Raw genomic sequence first — 19695 nt, forward strand, 5'->3', positions numbered from 1 at the left:
ATTGGCTTTACAGCTATATACAAAAGGAAATAACGCCACTCACATAAAAGATTTGCTATGACTACAGAAAACAATCTTTCTGAAAACGAAGAAAATAAAATTTCTACCGAAGTATCTCAACAAGAAACATCAGAAACACCGGCTGTTCATGCTGAAAGTACTCCTGCTGATGAAACAGAACATTTGGAAGAGGAACATGCTGATGATATCTCTCTGGCTGATGCTTTGAAAGAAATGGAAACCATCATCAACACAACCAATGCTGGGGAAAATTTCAAAAGATTCAATCAGTTAAAAGAAAAAGCGAGTCATTACATCCATGATGAAGTGGAAGATAAAAAGCATGAATATGAAGAAGGAGGAAATGCTTCTGAAAATTTCAGCTATGAGCATCCTCTACAGTCTAAACTTTCTGCATTGATTAATATTTTCAGAGAGAAACATGACACGTACCAGAAATCTCAGGATGAAGAACAGAAGAAAAACCTTGATCACCGTCAGAACATTATAGAAAGGCTTAAAAATCTTTACACCAATTCTGAACCGGGAACCAACCTTTTCAAATCTATCCGTGAAATCAAAGAAGAATGGTCAAAAGCGGGTCAGGTAGCAAAATCTGAATTCAAGATCCTTAACAATAACTATTTCCACCATCTGAATCAGTTTTACCAGATGCTGGATCTGAATAAAGAATTTCTGGAGCAGGAATTCAGTCACAATCTGGAAAAAAGACAGCATATCATTGCGCGTGCTAAAGAACTGGAAAGTGAGCCTGTGATTCAGAAAGCATTAAACGAACTTCAGTACCTTCACAAGCTTTGGAAAGAAGAAGCTGAACCAGTAGCAGAAGAATTCCGTGAAAAAACATGGGAAGAATTCAAAGAAATTTCCAATAAAATTCACGAAAGAAAATCTGAACTTTCGGCAGCTATCGAAGGAGAACAGAATGACAATCTGGAAAAGAAAAACCAGATTATCGCAGAGATCAAAAAATTGTCTGAGCCTTCTGAAACGCCCAATCACAACTACTGGCAGAATTCCATTAAAAGAGTGGAAGATCTTCGTACTGAATTCTTAAAAACAGGAAGTGTTCCAAGAAAATTATCCAACCAGAACTGGAATGATTTCAAAACAATATTGAGAAGCTTCAATACAACAAAGAATAATTATTATAAATCGCTGAAAGGTTCCCAACAGGCTAATCTTGAAGAAAAACTGAAACTGATCCAGACCGCTCAGGATAATATGATGAATGAAGAATGGGATATTACCGTTCCTTTATTCAAAAAACTTCAGGAAGACTGGAAAAAGGTAGGTCACGTTCCAAAAAGCATGACCAACAAAATCTGGGATGAATTCCGTGATGCATGTAATACTTTCTTCAATAATTACAGAGAGAAAAACAATGCTTCCAATGACAACTGGAAAGAGAATTACAAGCAGAAAAAAGAAATTCTGGAAGACCTGAAAACCGTTTCTAATGACGAAGGCAGTATTGAGCGAATAGAAGCTATAAAAACAGCCTGGAATAACATAGGAAAAGTACCGAGAGATAAAATCGCGATCAATACCGAGTTCAACAGAACCTTAAGAGAAAAGTTGAAATTGAATAAAATCAATGAGCTTGAACTGAAAGAAGAAGGATTAACCGAAAATCAGCTTACTGATAAAGCAAGAAAGATCAAGAGTCAAATCTCTGACCTTGAAGGTGAAATTGTAAAACTGGAAAACAACCTTGCATTCTTCAACAAGCCGTCAAGAGAAAATCCTCTGCTTAGAGATACCTTCAATACGATCGACGATAAAAAGGCACATCTGGAAACTTTAAAACAGAATCTTCACAATATCATTACCGGAGATTAATCTATTAAAAAATATAATAAGGGCGAAGCAAAGAAATTTGTCTTCGCCTTTTCTTTTCACCCTATGAACAACGACGAACAATATATAAAAAGATGCATCGAACTTGCAGAAAAAGCGCTAGGACACACCTATCCCAACCCTCTCGTAGGAAGTGTTATCGTCCATAATGGAAAGATCATCGGGGAAGGTTATCATCACAAAGCCGGAGAGAATCATGCTGAAATCAACGCGATCAATTCTGTAGAAAATAAAAAGCTGATCCCTGAGTCTACGATCTATGTTTCTCTGGAGCCTTGTGCACATTATGGAAAAACGCCGCCATGCGCTTTAAAAATCAAAGAACTTGGATTCAAAAAAGTTGTAATTGGTGCCATGGATTCTCATGATAAAGTGAATGGCAAAGGAAAGAAGATTATCCAGGATGCCGGAATAGAAGTCGTTTCCGGAATAATGGAGAAAGAATGCATTGAATTAAATAAAAGGTTTTTCACCTATCACGAGAAGAAGAGACCTTATATTATCCTCAAATGGGCAGAATCCGGAGACGGATTTTTAGACAAAGATTTTAAACCTACAGCTATTTCAAACCCTTTGGTTAATCAATTTGTTCATCAATTAAGAGCAGACGAACATGCCATCCTGGTCGGAACCCAGACTGCCCTAAACGACAATCCGAGTTTGACAGTTAGAAATGCCGAAGGAACCAATCCGGTAAGAGTTCTTATAGATTTTGATTTAAAAGTTCCAAACAATTTTAAACTCTTCAATGATGAAGCACCAACTTTAGTGATCAATACCACAAAAGAAGGAGCGGAAAACAACATCAAATTTATTAAAGTGGGAAAAGAAAATTTCCTGCAGGATCTGATGCATGCACTTTATAAAGAACATATCCAATCTATTATTATAGAGGGGGGAAGTTACACCCTACAACAGTTCATTAATACCGGACTTTGGGATGAAGCTATCGTAATCAAAAATGATGACCTGAAGCTTGAAAACGGAACAAAAGCTCCTGAGTTCAAACACGACACTGCCGTTCAAAAAGATTTTCGTGACAACAGCATAAGTAAACACGTTAATTTATCCCAAAAAAGAGAATTATATTAATTAAATGGTTAAATTAGTCTTTAACCAAAAAAAAATTAATATGAAAAGTTTAAAAAAAATCTCAAGAATCGGTTTAAAAAGCATTACAGGTGGCGCATTTGTAAATTGTACCCTACCTAACGGTGAACCTACCAGATGTAGAGATAGATGTCCTCAGGATTTTTGTGGTCCTACAAGCTATATGTGCCTGATTCCAATGGATCTTTGCGGAACAGGGATATAGTCATTAAGTATAAAAATCAAAAAAATATAGGAAGCCTTCAAAATTTTGAGGGCTTCTTTTTTGATCATTATTTGCAATATATACACCTTATTTTTACGGTCAATCATACAAAAAGAACAACCATAAAAACATAACAATCAAAAACTTAACATAATAATTTTTTTTTTGATATTTTCATTTTATTGGATTTAATTGCTTACCTTTTTATTCAACTAAAACCATTAAAATCCAATATAACCATGAAAAATTTAAGAAAACTATCAAACAGAGAATTAAAATCTATTCAAGGTGGAATCCAGGGATGTTACTATTTAGCAAATGGCACTTACTTTTGCCCTTGCAGACCCGGATACTTCAGATGCGTTCCTACAGACGCCAGTGAAGTCTGTAAACCTAATGGTACACTATGTATTTAAAATATGAAGGAGCGGAAACGCTCTTTTTTTTATCAATATATAAACCGTAAATTTGCAGCTCAAAAGTTACTGAGCGGTATGTTCGAATACAAAACCATAGAAAAACCCATAGAAAACACTTTATTGAAAGAAAAAGGAAGCAAGTTCATCGGATTTGCATTTCCCGTCAATAATGAAAAGGAACTGAAAGGGGCATTGGAGAAAGTCAGGACAGAACATCCAAAAGCAACCCACCACTGTTACGCTTTCAGAATGGGTCTGGAAGGGGAAAATTACCGGGCCAATGATGATGGAGAACCGTCAGGAAGTGCAGGACTTCCCATCTACAATCAGCTTTTAGCTCATGAGATCACCAACGTTCTCGTTATTTCAGTCCGTTATTATGGAGGAACAAAACTCGGCGTTTCAGGTCTGGTAAAAGCCTATAAAGAATGTGCAAAAATCACTCTGGAAGAAGCTAACATCATCACCAGAGAACTTGAAGCAGAAATTGAGATCCAGTTTAATTTTAATCAGCAGAATACCATCTTCACCTTACTTTCTAAGTTTGATGCTAAAGTTTTACATTTCGATGCCAATGAAAACTGCATTCTTACCGCCTCTTTAAAATTGGCACAAAAAGAAAGCATCTCAGATAAATTATCCGAGATGCAGTATATTTCATTTGAATTTAAAGATTAATTTCTTCTTCCGCCTAAAAGCAAAGAACCCCAATACAGGAGTTGTGCCAAAGACCCGATGGCTGCCACAACATAGGTTCTTGCTGCCCATTTCAAACTGTCCTGTACACCTACAAATTCTTCCTGAGTAACCGTGCCTGTATCTTTAAGCCATTTCATCGCTCTGTTACTCGCGTCATATTCCACCGGAAGCGTTACAAAAGCAAAAAGCGTCGTCATTGCAAACATCGCCACTCCAATCGCCAAAACAGCTGTATTTCCATTTGGATCTTCAATGGATCTTGTGGCTGCCATGATTCCGATACCTGCGATCAGAACGAACTGCATTAAATTAGAAGTTATATTGACTACAGGAACCAATTTTGAACGCAGATTCAGCATCGAATACCCTACAGCATGCTGTACTGCATGTCCGCATTCGTGGGCTGCCACTGCTGCTGCTGCCGCATTTCTCTGCATATAGACTCCTTCGGAAAGATTGACTGTTTTGTCTGCCGGATTATAGTGGTCCGTCAGTTGACCGGGAACTGAAATTACCTGTACATCATTGATCCCATTATCCCTAAGCATTTTTTCCGCCACTTCTTTACCCGATAAACCATTTCTGAGATGTACATTGGAATAATATTCAAATTTTGATTTCAACCTTGATGAAACCCACCAGCTCACCAACATTGAAATACCAATAATAATATAATAACTCATCATTTTATATAGATTTTTGTGTTTAAATTTTAAGCATAATGATGTAAAAACTGTGCCAAAGTATTACATTTTATTATTTATATTTGCCCTTTAATTACCCTCTAATTATGTCTGAAGTTTCAGTTATTGAAGTCAAAAACCAAAGCGAATTAAAACAATTCGTAAGGTTTCCAATGGATCTTTATAAAAACAACCCATATTACGTTCCTTCTTTTATCAAAGACGAATTTAAAATTTGGGATGTAAAAGAAAATCCTGCTTTAAATTATTCAAAATCCAGACAGTTTCTGGCATTAAAAGATAACAAAGTAGTGGGAAGAATCGCTGTGATCATCAACCATAAGGAAGAAAAGGAATTAGGGATCAGAAAAGTACGTTTCGGGTGGATTGATTTTATTGATGACAAACAAGTTTCTAAAGCTTTGATTCAGAAAGCAATAGACTACGCCAAAGAAAACAATATAGACAAGATCGAAGGACCAATGGGCTTCACCAATCTGGACAAGGCAGGAATGCTGACCATGGGATTTGATAAACTGGCTACTATGATTGGGATCTATAACCATGAATACTACCCTAAACACCTGGAAGAACTGGGACTTACCAAAGAAAAGGAATGGGTGGAATATGAAATGAACTTCCCGAAAATATTACCTGAAAAAGTAGAAAAATTCAGTGGATTAATTGCTCAAAAATACAAACTTAAAGTTCTCAATTTCAAGTCAAAACAGGAAATCCTACCGTTTGTGAAACCTATGTTTAAGCTGCTTGATGAAACATACAAACACCTTTCTACCTACACTCCTATTTCGGACGAACAGATACAGACCTACAGAGAAAAATATTTCCCTTTTATAGATAAGAACTATGTGATCTGCGTTGTAGACGAAAACAACGAGCTCGTTTCTTTTGCCATTACAATGCCTTCTTATTCAAAGGCCTTACAGAAATCAAAAGGAAAACTCTTTCCTTTCGGATGGTGGCACTTCTTGCAGGCCGGGAAGAAAAACGACCGCGCTAATTTCTACCTGATCGGAATTCACCCTGAATACCAGAGACGTGGAGTAACAGCCATTATATTTAAAGAGATTTTTGTACGTTTTACCAGTATGGGAATCGATTTTGCCGAAACCAATCCTGAGCTTGAAGAAAACAAAAGTGTCCAGGTTCTTTGGCAGGACTACAATCCGGTGAACCACAAGAGAAGAAGAACGTATTCATTAACGATCAATAAGGATTGATCATTGACGATTCACAAGTATGAGTTATTCGTGACTTATTTTAAACCGGCAACTAATAACTCATATTTTACACAAAAAAAATAAACCCTGGATCTTACACCACTCACTCCACACTCTGAAACCCGAATCTCTAACCCCGTATTCCACAACCCATGAAACCACATCTCATTGTTTTCGCTGTTCTGATCGCAGCATTTATCGCTTATAACTTCTTTTTTCAGATCGAAGATGATAGAATGAATACGGTAGTTAACATAATGTTGGCAAGTATTCTTTTCGGATATATTTCATTCATGGCCTACTCTCTCCTCAAAAAAATGAAGAAATAAGTACTATTTTTATTGATTCTAAATTACCGCTTTTCCCCATTTTCATCCCACTTTTAAGCTTATTAATTTCATGCTTTATTGTTTATTCGCTAAATTTGCAAATTGAGATAATAATGCAAAAATGAATTTACCTGAAAGTTATATTCCAATCCTTATCCAAGCAGGTGTAGCGATGGCATTTGTAGCCGTTTCTTTGCTTGGAGCACATTTTCTGGGACCGAAACAGAAGAAAGGAAATTCTGTGAAAAACCAAAGCTGGGAATGTGGAATTCCCGTGGAGGGAAATGCGAGAACACCGTTTTCTATTAAATACTTCCTGACTGCGGTATTGTTCGTACTATTCGATATTGAAATCGTATTTTTTTACCCATATGCGGTTAACTTCAGAGAATTCGGAGTAGAAGGATTCCTGGCCGTATTGATGTTCGTGGCGATCTTCTTCATGGCGTTTTTCTATGTTTGGAAGCGCGGTGCATTAGATTGGGATAAATAAATAGAATTATAAATTTTAAATTAAAAATTTTAGATAATGGTTTTGAATTGAATTAATTTAAAATCTAAAATTTAAAATCTAAAATCATTACAAAATGTCAGATAACAAACCAGTAATAAGAACAGATGCACCTGCTCCCGAAGGATTTGAAGGAGAAGGGTTTTTCGCAACGAAACTGAGCAGTGTAATCGGGATGGCTAGAAAATTTTCTCTTTGGCCGTTACCCTTTGCTACTTCTTGTTGTGGTATCGAGTTTATGGCTACCCTGAACCCCACATATGATGCCTCAAGATTTGGTATGGAAAGAAACTCTTTCTCCCCAAGACAGGCAGATATGTTGATGGTTTGCGGAACGATATCTAAAAAATTAGGACCCGTCCTGAAAGAAGTTTACACTCAGATGGCAGAGCCAAAATGGGTGGTTGCTGTTGGAGCTTGTGCTTCCAGTGGTGGTATTTTTGACACCTACTCTGTATTACAGGGAATTGATAAAATTATTCCGGTTGACGTTTACGTTCCGGGATGTCCTCCAAGACCGGAGCAGATCATTGAAGGCGTAATGCAGGTTCAGGCTCTTTCAGAAAGCGAAAGCATCAGAAGAAGAGATATGCCTGAATACCAGAAATTACTAGATTCTTACAACATAAGCAACTAACGGAAATGACGAACGAATTTGTATTAGAAGCCATCACAAGAGAATTTCCGGATTCTGTTATTTCAAGCTCAGAACCTTATGGAATGTTGACGGTTGAAGTGAAGAAAGAAGATATCAAAAAGATCATTCACTACCTGAGAGATTCATCACTGGAATTTAATTTCCTTACCGATATCTGCGGGATTCATTACCCTGAATTTCCGGACAAGGAAATAGGTGTAGTGTATCACCTGCACAACATGATGGCCAATTTCAGATTACGTCTGAAAATCTTTATGTCCAGAGAAAATATTGAAGTGGATTCTCTTGTAGAATTATTTGCAGGGGCCAACTGGATGGAAAGAGAAACGTTTGATTTCTACGGAATTAAATTTAAAGGACATCCTGACCTGAGAGCTATCCTGAATATGGAAGATCTCGGATACCACCCGATGCTGAAGGAATATCGCCTTGAAGATGGTACCAGAACGGATAAGAACGATAGCATGTTCGGAAGATAAAATAGAAATATAAATGATTAATGATGATTGATCAATGATTAATTATCACCTATCAATATCAATTATATATTATGAAAGATAACTCATTATCTAATATACTTAACCAGTACGAAAGTAAGGAGCAAATTGACGGGCAGCTGTATACCCTCAATTTAGGACCTACCCACCCTGCCACACACGGAATCTTCCAAAACATCTTAACGATGGATGGAGAAAGAATTCTTCATGCGGAACAGACGGTAGGATACATCCACAGAGCATTTGAAAAGATTTCTGAAAAAAGAAATTATGCTCAGATCACAACCCTTACCGACCGTATGAATTACTGTTCTGCACCTATCAACAATCTGGGTTGGCACATGACAGTAGAAAAGCTGATTGGTGTACAAGTTCCAAAGCGTGTAGATTATATGCGCGTTATTTTGATGGAATTGGCCAGAATCGGTGATCACCTGATCTGTAACGGAGTAACCGGAATGGATGCAGGAGCTATTACAGGTCTTACTTATATGTTTATCGAAAGAGAACGTATTTATGATATGTACGAGCAGATTTGCGGGGCAAGGATGACCACCAATATGGGAAGAATCGGAGGTTTTGAAAGAGATTTCACCCCGAAATTCCATGAGTTATTACAAGACTTCTTAAAAACCTTCCCGGCAAGATTTAAAGAATTCGGCACCCTGTTGGAAAGAAACAGAATTTTCATGGACAGAACCATCGGAGCAGGAGCTATTTCTGCTGAAAGAGCATTAAGCTATGGTTTTACAGGTCCAAACCTACGTGCAGCAGGAGTAGATTATGACGTGAGAGTGGCACAGCCTTATTCTTCTTACGAAGATTTCGACTTCATCATTCCGGTAGGAACTGCAGGTGATACGTACGACCGTTTCATGGTTCGTCAGCAGGAAATCTGGGAATCCCTTAAAATTATCAAACAAGCATACGACAATCTTCCTGAAGGACCATTCCACGCGGATGTTCCTGATTTCTATCTTCCTGAAAAGGCAGATGTTTACAAGAAAATGGAAGCTTTGATCTACCATTTCAAAATTGTAATGGGAGAAACCGATGTACCTAAAGGAGAAGTTTACCACGCAGTAGAAGGTGGAAACGGAGAATTAGGATTCTATTTGGTGAGCGACGGAGGAAGAAGCCCTTACAGACTTCACTTCAGAAGACCATGCTTCATCTATTACCAGGCATATCCTGAAATGATCACAGGTTCTGTGATTTCAGATGCGATCGTAACGATGTGTAGTATGAATATTATTGCGGGAGAATTAGACGCATAAAAATTGTAAAAAGTACAATGTAGGATGTACAATGTACTTAAAAATATAAACAGATAATAAATACTTTGTACTTTGTACAATGTACATTTTACATTTTACAACAAAATAAAATGAGCGAAACAATAGCTTTTAAACCGGAAAGTTTAGCACAGGTACACAAAATTATCGCAAGATATCCTGAAGGTAGACAAAAATCTGCTCTTCTTCCTGTTCTACACATTGCACAGAAAGAATTCGGAGGATGGTTAGACGTTCCTGTAATGGATTATGTTGCTGAATTATTAAGTATTAAGCCAATTGAAGTATATGAAGTAGCTACTTTTTATACCATGTTCAACATGAAGCCGGTTGGTAAATATGTTTTGGAAGTATGCAGAACCGGACCATGTATGGTGTGCGGAAGCGAAAAAATCCTTGATCATATCAGAACCAAACTGAATATTAAAGACGGGGAAACTACCGAAGACGGTATGTTTACTTTAAAGCCTGCTGAATGTCTTGGAGCATGCGGATACGCACCCATGTTACAGCTTGGAAAATTCTTTCATGAAAATTTAACAATAGAGAAAGTTGACGAAATTCTGGATCTTTGTAGAGAAGGACAGGTTGATTTGGGCTAAATAAATTTTAAATTAATTAAAAAAGGCGCAAAGCTGTCACACTGAGCTTGTCGAAGTGTAAAAGCCATTCGCTAAAAGCATATAAAAATGAGTAAAAAACTTTTACTTAAAGACGCACATATAGAAGGTATTCGCTACTTTGAAACTTACCGTAAACAGGGAGGTTATACTGCAGCTGAAAAAGCCTTGAAAATGACACCTGACGAAATTCTTGAAGAAGTAAAAGCTTCAGGACTTCGTGGACGTGGTGGAGCAGGATTCCCAACAGGGATGAAATGGAGCTTTCTGGCAAAACCGGAAGGCGTACCGAGACACCTTGTAGTGAATGCTGATGAATCTGAGCCCGGAACTTTTAAAGACAGGTATCTGATGGAATTCCTTCCTCATTTACTGATTGAAGGAATGCTTATTTCATCTTTTACTTTAGGTTCAAATGTTTCTTATATCTATATCCGTGGAGAATACTCATGGATTCCAGATATTTTGGAAGAAGCTATTGAAGAAGCTAAAGCAGCAGGATTTTTAGGTAAAAATATTTTAGGAACCGGTTTCGACTGTGAAATTTATGTTCAGAGAGGAGGAGGAGCTTATATCTGTGGTGAAGAGACTGCATTGCTTGAATCCCTTGAAGGTAAAAGAGGAAATCCAAGATTAAAACCGCCATTCCCAGCTGTAAAAGGACTTTGGGAAAGACCAACGGTAGTAAACAACGTGGAATCTATCGCAGCCATCGTTCCGATCATTGATATCACTGGAGCTGAATACGCTAAAATCGGGGTAGGAAGATCTACAGGAACGAAATTGATTTCGGCTTGTGGAAACATCAACAAACCCGGAGTTTACGAAATTGATATGACCATTACTGTTGAAGAATTTATCTATTCTGATGAATACTGCGGTGGTATTGCTAACGGAAAGAAGCTAAAGGCTTGTATTCCTGGAGGAAGCTCCGTTCCTATTGTTCCTGCTAATTTATTATTGAGAACCGTAAACGGAGAACCTAGATACATGAACTATGAATCATTAGCTGATGGTGGTTTCGCTACCGGAACAATGATGGGTTCAGGAGGTTTCATTGTTTTAGATGAAGACCAGTGTATCGTAGAACATACCATGACGTTGGCGAGATTTTATCATCACGAAAGTTGTGGACAGTGTACGCCTTGCCGTGAAGGAACGGGATGGATGCATAAAATCTTGAAGAAGATAGAAAAAGGAGAAGGAAAAATGGAAGACATCGACCTTCTTTGGGATATACAGAGAAAAATTGAAGGAAATACCATCTGTCCATTAGGTGATGCAGCAGCCTGGCCTGTTGCAGCAGCAATTCGTCACTTTAGAGACGAGTTCGAATGGCATGTAAAAAATCCTGAATTGTCTCAGACACAAAATTATGGATTGGCACATTATGCAGATCCTATTCCTGCTGTTGAAAAAAATGCATAGCTGAAATGAAGAAGTTATTAGTTGTTGGCTTAATGATGTCGGGTTTTGCTTTCGGGCAAGTTAAAAAAGATACATTAGACAAAGAATATAAACTGGAGGTAATTCCATATAAAGCTGAAAAAAAAGAAAAGCCTTTACCACTAAGCAAAAAAGGTCAGGTGTTTGTTTTTTACGGATGGAACAGAGGGGCTTTCAGCAATTCTGATATCCATTTCACAGGAAACGGCTACGATTTTCAGCTGAATAATGTGCAGGCAAGAGATAAACCTACCAAATTTGGAATCGTTTATATTGATCCAAGCTGGTTTACCGTAACGCAGTATAACTTCAGACTGGGATATTTTATAAAAGATAACTTAGCCCTAGTTTTAGGAATCGATCATATGAAATATGTAATGAAACAGGACCAGACGGCTGGCTTTTCAGGAACAATTTCAGATCCTAAATATGCAGGGATGGTACAGAACGGACAGGTGAATTTAGCAGATACCCAGTTCTTAACTTTCGAGCATACAGACGGACTTAATTATGAAAATTTAGGTCTTGAGAAATACAAAAATCTTATTCATAAGAAAAATATAGATTTAGTATGGTCTTACGGAGCAGGAATCGGGGTGATGTTTCCTAAAAGTAATATCAAACTTTTTGGAAATGAAAGAAGTGACCGTTTTCACGTTGCAGGTATGGGAACCGACCTTAGAACCAGCCTTAACATGGTTTTCTGGAAAAACTGGATGATCAGAGCAGAGGCTAAAGCCGGATATATCAACATGTGGGATATCAAGACTACATTGAATAATAAACCGGATAAAGCACGTCAGGATTTTGTTTTCGGGCAGGTCCTTGCTGGAGTCGGGTATACATTTAACACGAAGAAGTATAATTAAAATAGAGCTTAACGCCTTAAAAGCATAAGCGAAAGCATAGAATATGAGCGAAGAGGTTAAAAAATTCAAAATAACTATAGACGGACAGACTACTGAAGTTTTGCCTGGGACTTCTATTTTGGAAGCTGCCAGACAAATCGGTGGAAAATCTGTACCTCCTGCAATGTGCTATTACAGCAAATTGGAAACCAGTGGAGGGAGATGTAGAACTTGCTTAGTCGAAGTTTCGAAAGGATCAGAAGCAGATCCTCGCCCTATGCCAAAATTAGTTGCTAGTTGCAGAACTAACGTAATGGACGGTATGGAAGTGAAAAACCTTTCGTCTGAAAAAGCTCAGGAAGGTAGAAAAGCTGTTACCGAATTCTTATTGGTGAATCACCCGCTGGATTGCCCCGTTTGCGACCAGGCCGGGGAATGTCACCTTCAGGATCTTGGCTATGAGCACGGAAACCTTGAGACCAGAACAGAATTTGAAAGAAATACGTACGAAGCAGACGATCTTGGTCCGAATATCAAGTTGAATATGAACCGTTGTATTCTTTGTGCAAGATGCGTACTGACAGCCAATCAGCTGACGGATTCAAGAGAGCACGGAATTCTTTTCAGAGGAGATCACGCTGAAATTTCAACTTATTTAAATAAAGCTTTGGATAATGACTTCATCGGAAACATTATTGATGTTTGCCCGGTGGGAGCATTAACAGACAGAACCTCCCGTTTTGCAAGCAGAGTTTGGTTTACAAAACCAATGAATGCATCTTGTAAATGTGGAAAATGTTCAGGAAAAGCTGTAGTTTGGATGAAAGGTGATGAGATTGTAAGAGTCACTGCCAGAAAAGACCAGTGGGGTGAAGTTGAAGAGTTCATCTGCGATACGTGTCGTTTCGAAAGAAAAGAATTGTCCGACTGGAATATTGAAGGACCTAGACATATCGACAGACATTCTGTGATTTCATTGAACCACTACGAAAAACCTAAGGATGAGCTAAGAGTATTAGACAATCCTATGGCGAAAGAAATCAGTGAAAAAGACGAAAAATAATTAATAAGACATCAGATCTCAGACAACAGACTTCAGACTATATCTGACATCCAGCATCTGACATCTCATATCTAACATCTATAAAAATAAAATGGATTTACTAACATTTAAACTTATACTTGTACTGGCACTTTTCCTGCTGTCTTTAACGATAGCGGCCTACTCTACCTGGGCAGAAAGAAAAGTGGCCTCAATCATGCAGGATAGAATTGGACCCAACAGAGCCGGACCTTTCGGATTACTGCAGCCTCTGGCCGATGGTGGAAAGTTTTTCTTTAAGGAAGATTTTACCCCTGCCAATGCTGAAAAGTTTCTTTTCGTATTGGGACCGGCTTTGGTAATGTTTATTTCATTGATCACAGGAGCGGTTATTCCTTGGGGTAAAACCTTGAATTTCGGTGGAGTTTCTTATGATTTGCAGGTAGCAAATATTGATGTTGGAGTACTTTTCATCATCGGAATGGCTTCCATTGGCGTATACGGAATCATGATCGGAGGTTGGGCTTCGAACAACAAATATTCATTATTAGGTGCTATACGTGCTTCTTCACAGATGATCTCTTACGAATTGGCGATGGGATTAGCATTGCTTTCTATCATTATGATGACAGGAAGTTTGGATTTAAAAGAAATTACTGAAAGTCAAACCGGTGGAAAACTATGGGGAGTTATTCCATGGGTTTCCGGGATGAACTGGAATATTTTCTACCAGCCAGTTGCTTTCCTTGTATTCTTTGTAGCTGCCTTGGCAGAAACCAACAGACACCCTTTTGATTTACCTGAGTGTGAATCTGAACTGGTAACAGGATATTCTACGGAATATTCTTCCATGAAATTAGGATTGTATATGTTCGGTGAATATGTGAACATGTTTATCTCCAATGCTTTCATGGTCGTTCTTTTCTTCGGTGGGTATAACTATCCTGGAATTGAATGGGTAACTCAGAACTGGGGTGAAAATGCTGCAGGAATTTTGAGTATCGTAGCATTCTTAACAAAAACGGTAATCGGAATTCTGATCTTTATGTGGATCAGATGGACGCTTCCAAGATTTAGATATGACCAATTGATGCACTTAGGATGGAAAACCCTGATCCCAATGGCATTAGTCAATCTATTGATTACAGGTGCTGTGATTTTAGCATTTGCCAACTAGAATAATTTAAAAATGAGATGATGTGATGATGTGATAATATGGTGATGCGGGAAATAAACACCCACTTCCATCTTCTAACATCTAACGTCTAACATCTAACATCCATAATTAAATGAAACTTACAAACAGATCAAAAGTTGTTTCCAACAAAGAAATGACCCTTGCTGAAAAAATCTACCTTCCTGCTATTTTTACCGGGATGGGGATTACATTTAAGCATGCTGTAAGAACCGTGATAAAAGGTGCTCCGGCAGTATATTCATATCCGGAAGTACAGAAACCAAGAGCTTCCATCTGGAGAGGTCATCACGTTCTCAAAAGAGACGAAGAAGGCAGAGAAAGATGTACAGCCTGTGGACTTTGTGCCGTAGCCTGTCCTGCTGAAGCCATTACGATGACTGCCGCAGAAAGAACGAAGGAGGAAAAAGGTCTTTACAGAGAAGAAAAATATGCATCGGTATATGAAATCAATATGCTGAGATGTATTTTCTGTGGGATGTGTGAAGAAGCTTGTCCTAAGTCTGCAATTTATCTTACAGACAGATTAGTGGATGTAGAAACCAACAGAGGCTCTTTCATCTATGGAAAAGATAAATTGGTTGAAAAAATAAATGAAAGGATTGATATTACGACAAGACAATCCGAGAAACAAAAAAATGCGGTAAAATAATGGATCAGTTTTTATTTTTCTTGGTAGCGTTTTTAGCAGTAGCTAGTGCAGTGTATTTTGTATTTGCAAGAAATCCTCTCTATGCTATTTTGTCATTAATTGTTACGATGTTTTCAATTGCCGGAATGTACATTCTTCTGAATGCACAATTCCTTGCCATCATTCAGATCATAGTGTATGCAGGAGCCATCATGGTATTATTCCTTTATATCCTGATGATGCTTAACCTTAATAAACAAGACGAAAGTAAGAAGAACAATACTTTAAAATTTGTTGGAGTTTTTACAGCCGGTCTTTTATTAATTGGAGTTTTAGGCGTATTCAGAGGAGTAACCGATAACCACATTGTATTGGAAAATGTAGACAAGGGTGTGGGTCTTACTAAAAATCTGGGCAGACTTTTGTTTAATCAATATGTTTTACCGTTTGAACTTGCATCCATCCTAATTTTGGCAGGTATTGTAGGTGCGGTATTAATCGGTAAAAAAGATTTATAAAATTATGGGAGAAGTAAATACATTTATACAAAGCGTCCCTCTTAACTATTTCATCATTCTTTCTTCAGTATTGTTCTGTTTGGGAGTATTGGGAGTATTGTTGAGAAAAAACGCTATTGTTATTTTGGGCTGTGTAGAGCTTATGCTGAATTCTGTAAACCTTTTATTGGCTGCTTTTTCAGCATACAAAGGAAACGGAGACGGACAGCTTTTAGTTTTCTTCATTATGGTGGTAGCCGCCGCTGAAGTAGCGGTAGGTCTGGCAATTATTGCTATGCTATATAGAAATACCCGTTCTGTGGATGTAAGTATATTTAATAAATTAAGAGGATAAGGAATGGAAAATTTAGTGTATGCAATAGTACTTTTACCACTATTAGGGTTTCTTATTAACGGTTTATTCGGGAAAAATCTTCCAAAAATATTCGTAGGCTCCCTGGCTACAGCAATGGTTTTCGGATCTTTCTGTATCGCAGTAAGTCTTTTCATGAAATTTGATTCTGAAAGTCAGCCTGTCATTGTAAAAGCTTTTGAGTGGTTTACAGTAAACGGGATCCAGATCAACGTAGGATTTCAGATTGATCAGCTTTCATTAATGATGGTCATGATCATTACAGGTATCGGTTCTCTGATTCATTTATACTCTATCGGATATATGAGCCACGACAAAGGTTTCTATAAGTTCTTTACTTATCTGAATCTTTTCATCTTCTCTATGTTACTTCTGGTAATGGGAAGCAACTACCTGATCCTGTTTATCGGATGGGAAGGTGTAGGTCTTTGTTCTTACCTGCTGATCGGATTCTGGTATACCAATGAAGAATATGGTAAAGCAGCAAGAAAAGCTTTCATCATGAACAGAATTGGTGACCTTGCCTTACTGATCGGGATCTTCATGATCGCTTCTCAGACCAATGCAGTAGATTACCTTACCGTAGCACAGAACGCTTCAAAATTTGAATTAGACGGAACCGTCATTATCTTTATTACGGCCAGTTTATTTATCGGGGCTACCGGTAAATCGGCTCAGGTTCCTTTATATACATGGTTACCGGATGCGATGGCCGGTCCTACTCCGGTTTCAGCGTTAATCCACGCGGCAACGATGGTAACAGCCGGGATCTATTTGGTAGTAAGATCAAACTTCTTATTTACTTTGGCTCCTACAGTTCAGGGAGGAATTTTATTTATCGGATTCTTAACGGCTGCTTTGGCAGGATTCTATGCACTTCGTCAGAACGACATCAAAAAAGTGTTGGCTTACTCTACCGTTTCCCAGCTTGGGTTTATGTTCATTGCTTTAGGATTGGGAGCGTATACAACAGCGATGTTCCACGTAATGACTCACGCATTCTTTAAGGCATTATTATTCTTAGGGGCAGGTTCTGTGATCCATGCGATGAGCAACGAACAGGATATGCGTTTCATGGGAGGTCTGAAAAAATACATCCCGATTACACACGCTACTTTCCTTATCGGAACACTAGCGATCTCAGGTTTCCCTTTATTATCAGGGATGATCTCTAAAGACGAAATTTTAGTAGCAGCTTTCGCTAAAAATCCAATCTATTGGGTGTTCTTATTTGTTTTAGCGGCAATAACTGCCACCTATATGTTCAGACTGTATTACCTGACATTCCACGGAGAATTCAGAGGTACAGAAGATCAGAAACATCACTTACACGAAAGCCCATCCAGCATGACGCTTCCGTTGATTGTTCTGGCTATCCTTTCTGTGCTTGGAGGTTTCATTAATCTTCCTCACTTCATTGGACATGGTCATTATGCTAAATTGATGGAATGGTTGAAACCTGTTCTTACCGAGCAGAGCTACAAACAAATGGAAGCTACTCTTTCGGGAGTTCCGTTTGGTACTGAAATGATATTATTAGCAGCCACAGTGCTGATGTTCTTCTCCGTATGGTTTATTGTAAAAAACACCTACGTAAAAAAGAAAAAGATGGCTCTGGCAGAAGAAAGCTATACCGGATGGGAAAAGCTTTCTGCTAAAAAACTATATGTAGACGAACTTTACAATGCATTGATTGTAAAAACTGTTGAAGGATTAGGACGCGGAGGAAAGATGTTTGATAAAGGGATCTTAGACCGTTTTGTAGACTTCGTAGGCGAAGGCGCTGAAGACAGCGGAAAAGCGATGAAGCGTATACAGAACGGAAATGTGGAGACTTATATTCTTATCATGTCTTTAGCAGTGGGAATTATACTGATTGTTAACTTTATATTACAATAATGTCTGGTTTATTATTAACATTATTACTATTACCTCTAGTAGGTTCGGGATTAGTTTTTGCTTGGAAAAATAAATCCAGCAAATATTTGGCGCTAGGAATTGCATTGATCCAAATGCTCATTACTTTCTACATCGCAGCGGATTTTGATTTTAATCCCACGGTAGACAGTGTATTGCAGCACGAGATCAATTATCCTTGGTCACAATTTATTAAAAGCTCTCTTCATTTCGGAATAGATGGAATGAGTCTGCTTCTATTATTGTTGACCAATATTTTAACGCCAATTATTATTTTATCATCTTTCAACGAAAATGTCAACTATAGAAATACATTCTACGGTCTGATTCTGCTGATGCAGTTTGGTCTTATAGGCGTGTTCACTTCTTTAGACGGATTGTTATTCTACATTTTCTGGGAAGTAACCTTGATTCCGATCTGGTTCATCGCCGGACTTTGGGGCCAGGAAAATAAAAGATTTGAATTCACCACGAAATTCTTCGTCTATACATTCGTTGGGTCATTATTTATGTTAGCCGGATTGATCTATGTGTACAACCACTCTGCATCTTTCGCTTTAACAGATCTATACAACGCTCAGCTTAACGAAGCACAGCAGACGGTGGTATTCTGGTTTATCTTCTTTGCATTTGCAGTGAAATTACCGGTATTCCCTTTCCATACTTGGCAACCGGACACCTATACCTACTCTCCTACTCAGGGATCCATGCTTTTATCAGGGATCATGCTGAAGATGGCGATCTATGGTGTTATCCGTTACCTTCTTCCGATCACTCCGCTTCCTATTGCAGGAATTTCTGGGCAGATTGTAATTATTCTGGCTATTGTAGGAATTGTTCACGGAGCGCTTATCGCAATCATCCAGACCGATATGAAGAGAATCATCGCGTATTCTTCTTTCTCTCACGTAGGATTGATGGTGGCAGGGATCTTCTCTTCTGCAGTAATTACTTTAAGAGGAACATTCAATATTGAAGGAGCTGAAGGAGGATTGGTACAGACGTTTGCCCACGGTATCAACGTAGTGGGATTATTCTACTGTTGTGATATTTTATACAAGAGATTTAAATCAAGAGACATCAGACAAATGGGAGGTTTAGCGAAAGTGGCTCCTAAATTTGCCGTGTTGTTCCTGATCATTATATTAGGTTCAATGGGAGTTCCATTAACCAATGGATTCATTGGAGAATTTATTTTGCTGAAATCTGTATATGACTTTAACGGATTGGCAGCAGTAATTGCTGGTCTTACCGTCATTCTTTGTGCCGTTTACCTGTTGAGATTCTATGGAAAAGCAATGTTTGGTGAAGGAAACGAAGCCGTTTTAAGTACAGCAAAAGATTTATCCGCTGTGGAATTCTCTGTATTGGCTAGTTTAGCGGTTTTCGTGATCTTGCTGGGGATATTCCCTCAGCCGGTAATCGATATGGTGAATAGTTCGCTGACGTTTATCTATACAGCGATGGCCAGCTAAGAAATTAAAAGATTTAAAAATTAAAAAATTAAGAGATTATAGAAGAGTAAAAGAAAAGAGACAAGGAGATTAGAGACAAGAGATCATTCTACCGACTTTAAACTTTAAACCTTGAACTTTACA

General features: G+C 38.1%; 22 protein-coding genes. 21 read left to right on the forward strand and 1 reads right to left on the reverse strand.

Annotated features, from left to right (window positions below):
- Positions 1-57 precede the first annotated feature (57 nt).
- The 5 genes from NZD88_RS06415 to NZD88_RS06430 all read left to right on the forward strand — a co-directional run bounded on the left by NZD88_RS06415 (position 58) and on the right by NZD88_RS06430 (position 4293).
- A complete protein-coding gene (locus tag NZD88_RS06415; RefSeq protein ID WP_259828310.1) occupies positions 58-1863 on the forward strand; it encodes a DUF349 domain-containing protein in 1806 nt (601 codons plus the stop codon).
- Positions 1864-1926: 63 nt separating this feature from the next.
- A complete protein-coding gene (gene ribD / locus NZD88_RS06420) occupies positions 1927-2973 on the forward strand; it encodes a bifunctional diaminohydroxyphosphoribosylaminopyrimidine deaminase/5-amino-6-(5-phosphoribosylamino)uracil reductase RibD (protein WP_259828311.1) in 1047 nt (348 codons plus the stop codon).
- A 40-nt stretch (positions 2974-3013) separates the two neighbouring features.
- Complete coding sequence (locus NZD88_RS06425) at positions 3014-3196, forward strand: bacteriocin-like protein (protein WP_259828312.1); 183 nt, start codon at positions 3014-3016, stop codon at positions 3194-3196.
- 239 nt (positions 3197-3435) lie between these two features.
- A complete protein-coding gene (locus NZD88_RS21325) occupies positions 3436-3612 on the forward strand; it encodes a bacteriocin-like protein (RefSeq protein WP_423738654.1) in 177 nt (58 codons plus the stop codon).
- Positions 3613-3690: 78 nt separating this feature from the next.
- Complete coding sequence (locus tag NZD88_RS06430) at positions 3691-4293, forward strand: IMPACT family protein (protein ID WP_259828313.1); 603 nt, start codon at positions 3691-3693, stop codon at positions 4291-4293.
- Here the strand turns inward: NZD88_RS06430 and NZD88_RS06435 are convergent.
- Positions 4290-4997 (reverse strand): zinc metallopeptidase, encoded by a 708-nt coding sequence (locus tag NZD88_RS06435; protein WP_259828381.1) that lies wholly within the window; start codon positions 4995-4997, stop codon positions 4290-4292. The two genes, NZD88_RS06430 and NZD88_RS06435, sit on opposite strands and share 4 nt — an antisense overlap.
- A gap of 107 nt (positions 4998-5104) precedes the next feature.
- On the opposite strand from NZD88_RS06435, the gene NZD88_RS06440 reads away from it, so the two are divergent.
- The 16 genes from NZD88_RS06440 to NZD88_RS06515 all read left to right on the forward strand — a co-directional run bounded on the left by NZD88_RS06440 (position 5105) and on the right by NZD88_RS06515 (position 19572).
- A complete protein-coding gene (locus NZD88_RS06440) occupies positions 5105-6238 on the forward strand; it encodes a GNAT family protein (RefSeq protein WP_259828314.1) in 1134 nt (377 codons plus the stop codon).
- Positions 6239-6390: 152 nt separating this feature from the next.
- Positions 6391-6567, forward strand: coding sequence for a hypothetical protein (locus NZD88_RS06445; protein ID WP_169235189.1), 177 nt, complete (start codon positions 6391-6393; stop codon positions 6565-6567).
- A gap of 121 nt (positions 6568-6688) precedes the next feature.
- Positions 6689-7060, forward strand: coding sequence for an NADH-quinone oxidoreductase subunit A (locus NZD88_RS06450; protein ID WP_169235190.1), 372 nt, complete (start codon positions 6689-6691; stop codon positions 7058-7060).
- 94 nt (positions 7061-7154) lie between these two features.
- Complete coding sequence (locus NZD88_RS06455; protein ID WP_259828315.1) at positions 7155-7715, forward strand: NADH-quinone oxidoreductase subunit B; 561 nt, start codon at positions 7155-7157, stop codon at positions 7713-7715.
- A gap of 5 nt (positions 7716-7720) precedes the next feature.
- Complete coding sequence (locus NZD88_RS06460; protein WP_259828316.1) at positions 7721-8215, forward strand: NADH-quinone oxidoreductase subunit C; 495 nt, start codon at positions 7721-7723, stop codon at positions 8213-8215.
- A 71-nt stretch (positions 8216-8286) separates the two neighbouring features.
- Positions 8287-9510: an NADH dehydrogenase (quinone) subunit D gene (gene nuoD, locus NZD88_RS06465; protein ID WP_259828317.1), complete on the forward strand. Its 1224-nt coding sequence runs from the start codon at positions 8287-8289 to the stop codon at positions 9508-9510.
- A 110-nt stretch (positions 9511-9620) separates the two neighbouring features.
- The gene (locus NZD88_RS06470) at positions 9621-10130 is read left to right on the forward strand and encodes an NADH-quinone oxidoreductase subunit NuoE family protein (RefSeq protein ID WP_259828318.1); all 510 of its coding nucleotides are present in this window, start codon (positions 9621-9623) and stop codon (positions 10128-10130) included.
- Between the two features lie 87 nt (positions 10131-10217).
- Entirely contained in the window at positions 10218-11576 is a 1359-nt protein-coding gene (gene nuoF / locus NZD88_RS06475) for an NADH-quinone oxidoreductase subunit NuoF (protein WP_169235195.1), read from the forward strand.
- 5 nt (positions 11577-11581) lie between these two features.
- Positions 11582-12463: a hypothetical protein gene (locus NZD88_RS06480; RefSeq protein WP_259828319.1), complete on the forward strand. Its 882-nt coding sequence runs from the start codon at positions 11582-11584 to the stop codon at positions 12461-12463.
- 43 nt (positions 12464-12506) lie between these two features.
- Complete coding sequence (locus tag NZD88_RS06485; RefSeq protein WP_169235198.1) at positions 12507-13505, forward strand: NADH-quinone oxidoreductase subunit G; 999 nt, start codon at positions 12507-12509, stop codon at positions 13503-13505.
- A gap of 91 nt (positions 13506-13596) precedes the next feature.
- Positions 13597-14661 (forward strand): NADH-quinone oxidoreductase subunit NuoH, encoded by a 1065-nt coding sequence (gene nuoH / locus NZD88_RS06490; protein WP_259828320.1) that lies wholly within the window; start codon positions 13597-13599, stop codon positions 14659-14661.
- 112 nt (positions 14662-14773) lie between these two features.
- Positions 14774-15331, forward strand: a complete 558-nt coding sequence (locus NZD88_RS06495; protein WP_073331953.1) for a NuoI/complex I 23 kDa subunit family protein — start codon at positions 14774-14776, stop codon at positions 15329-15331.
- Entirely contained in the window at positions 15331-15828 is a 498-nt protein-coding gene (locus tag NZD88_RS06500; RefSeq protein WP_169235200.1) for an NADH-quinone oxidoreductase subunit J family protein, read from the forward strand. Before NZD88_RS06495 ends, NZD88_RS06500 begins: the two co-directional genes overlap by 1 nt.
- Before the next feature lie 4 nt (positions 15829-15832).
- Positions 15833-16162, forward strand: coding sequence for an NADH-quinone oxidoreductase subunit NuoK (gene nuoK, locus NZD88_RS06505; protein ID WP_034703571.1), 330 nt, complete (start codon positions 15833-15835; stop codon positions 16160-16162).
- Positions 16163-16165: 3 nt separating this feature from the next.
- Positions 16166-18079, forward strand: a complete 1914-nt coding sequence (nuoL, locus tag NZD88_RS06510) for an NADH-quinone oxidoreductase subunit L (RefSeq protein ID WP_259828323.1) — start codon at positions 16166-16168, stop codon at positions 18077-18079.
- Positions 18079-19572 carry a complex I subunit 4 family protein gene (locus NZD88_RS06515; RefSeq protein ID WP_259828324.1) on the forward strand — a complete coding sequence of 498 codons (1494 nt, stop codon included), beginning with the start codon at positions 18079-18081 and terminating at the stop codon, positions 19570-19572. Before nuoL ends, NZD88_RS06515 begins: the two co-directional genes overlap by 1 nt.
- Positions 19573-19695: the final 123 nt, after the last annotated feature.

The sequence above is a fragment of the Chryseobacterium pyrolae genome (assembly GCF_025153485.1).
Lineage (GTDB): Bacteria > Bacteroidota > Bacteroidia > Flavobacteriales > Weeksellaceae > Chryseobacterium > Chryseobacterium antibioticum.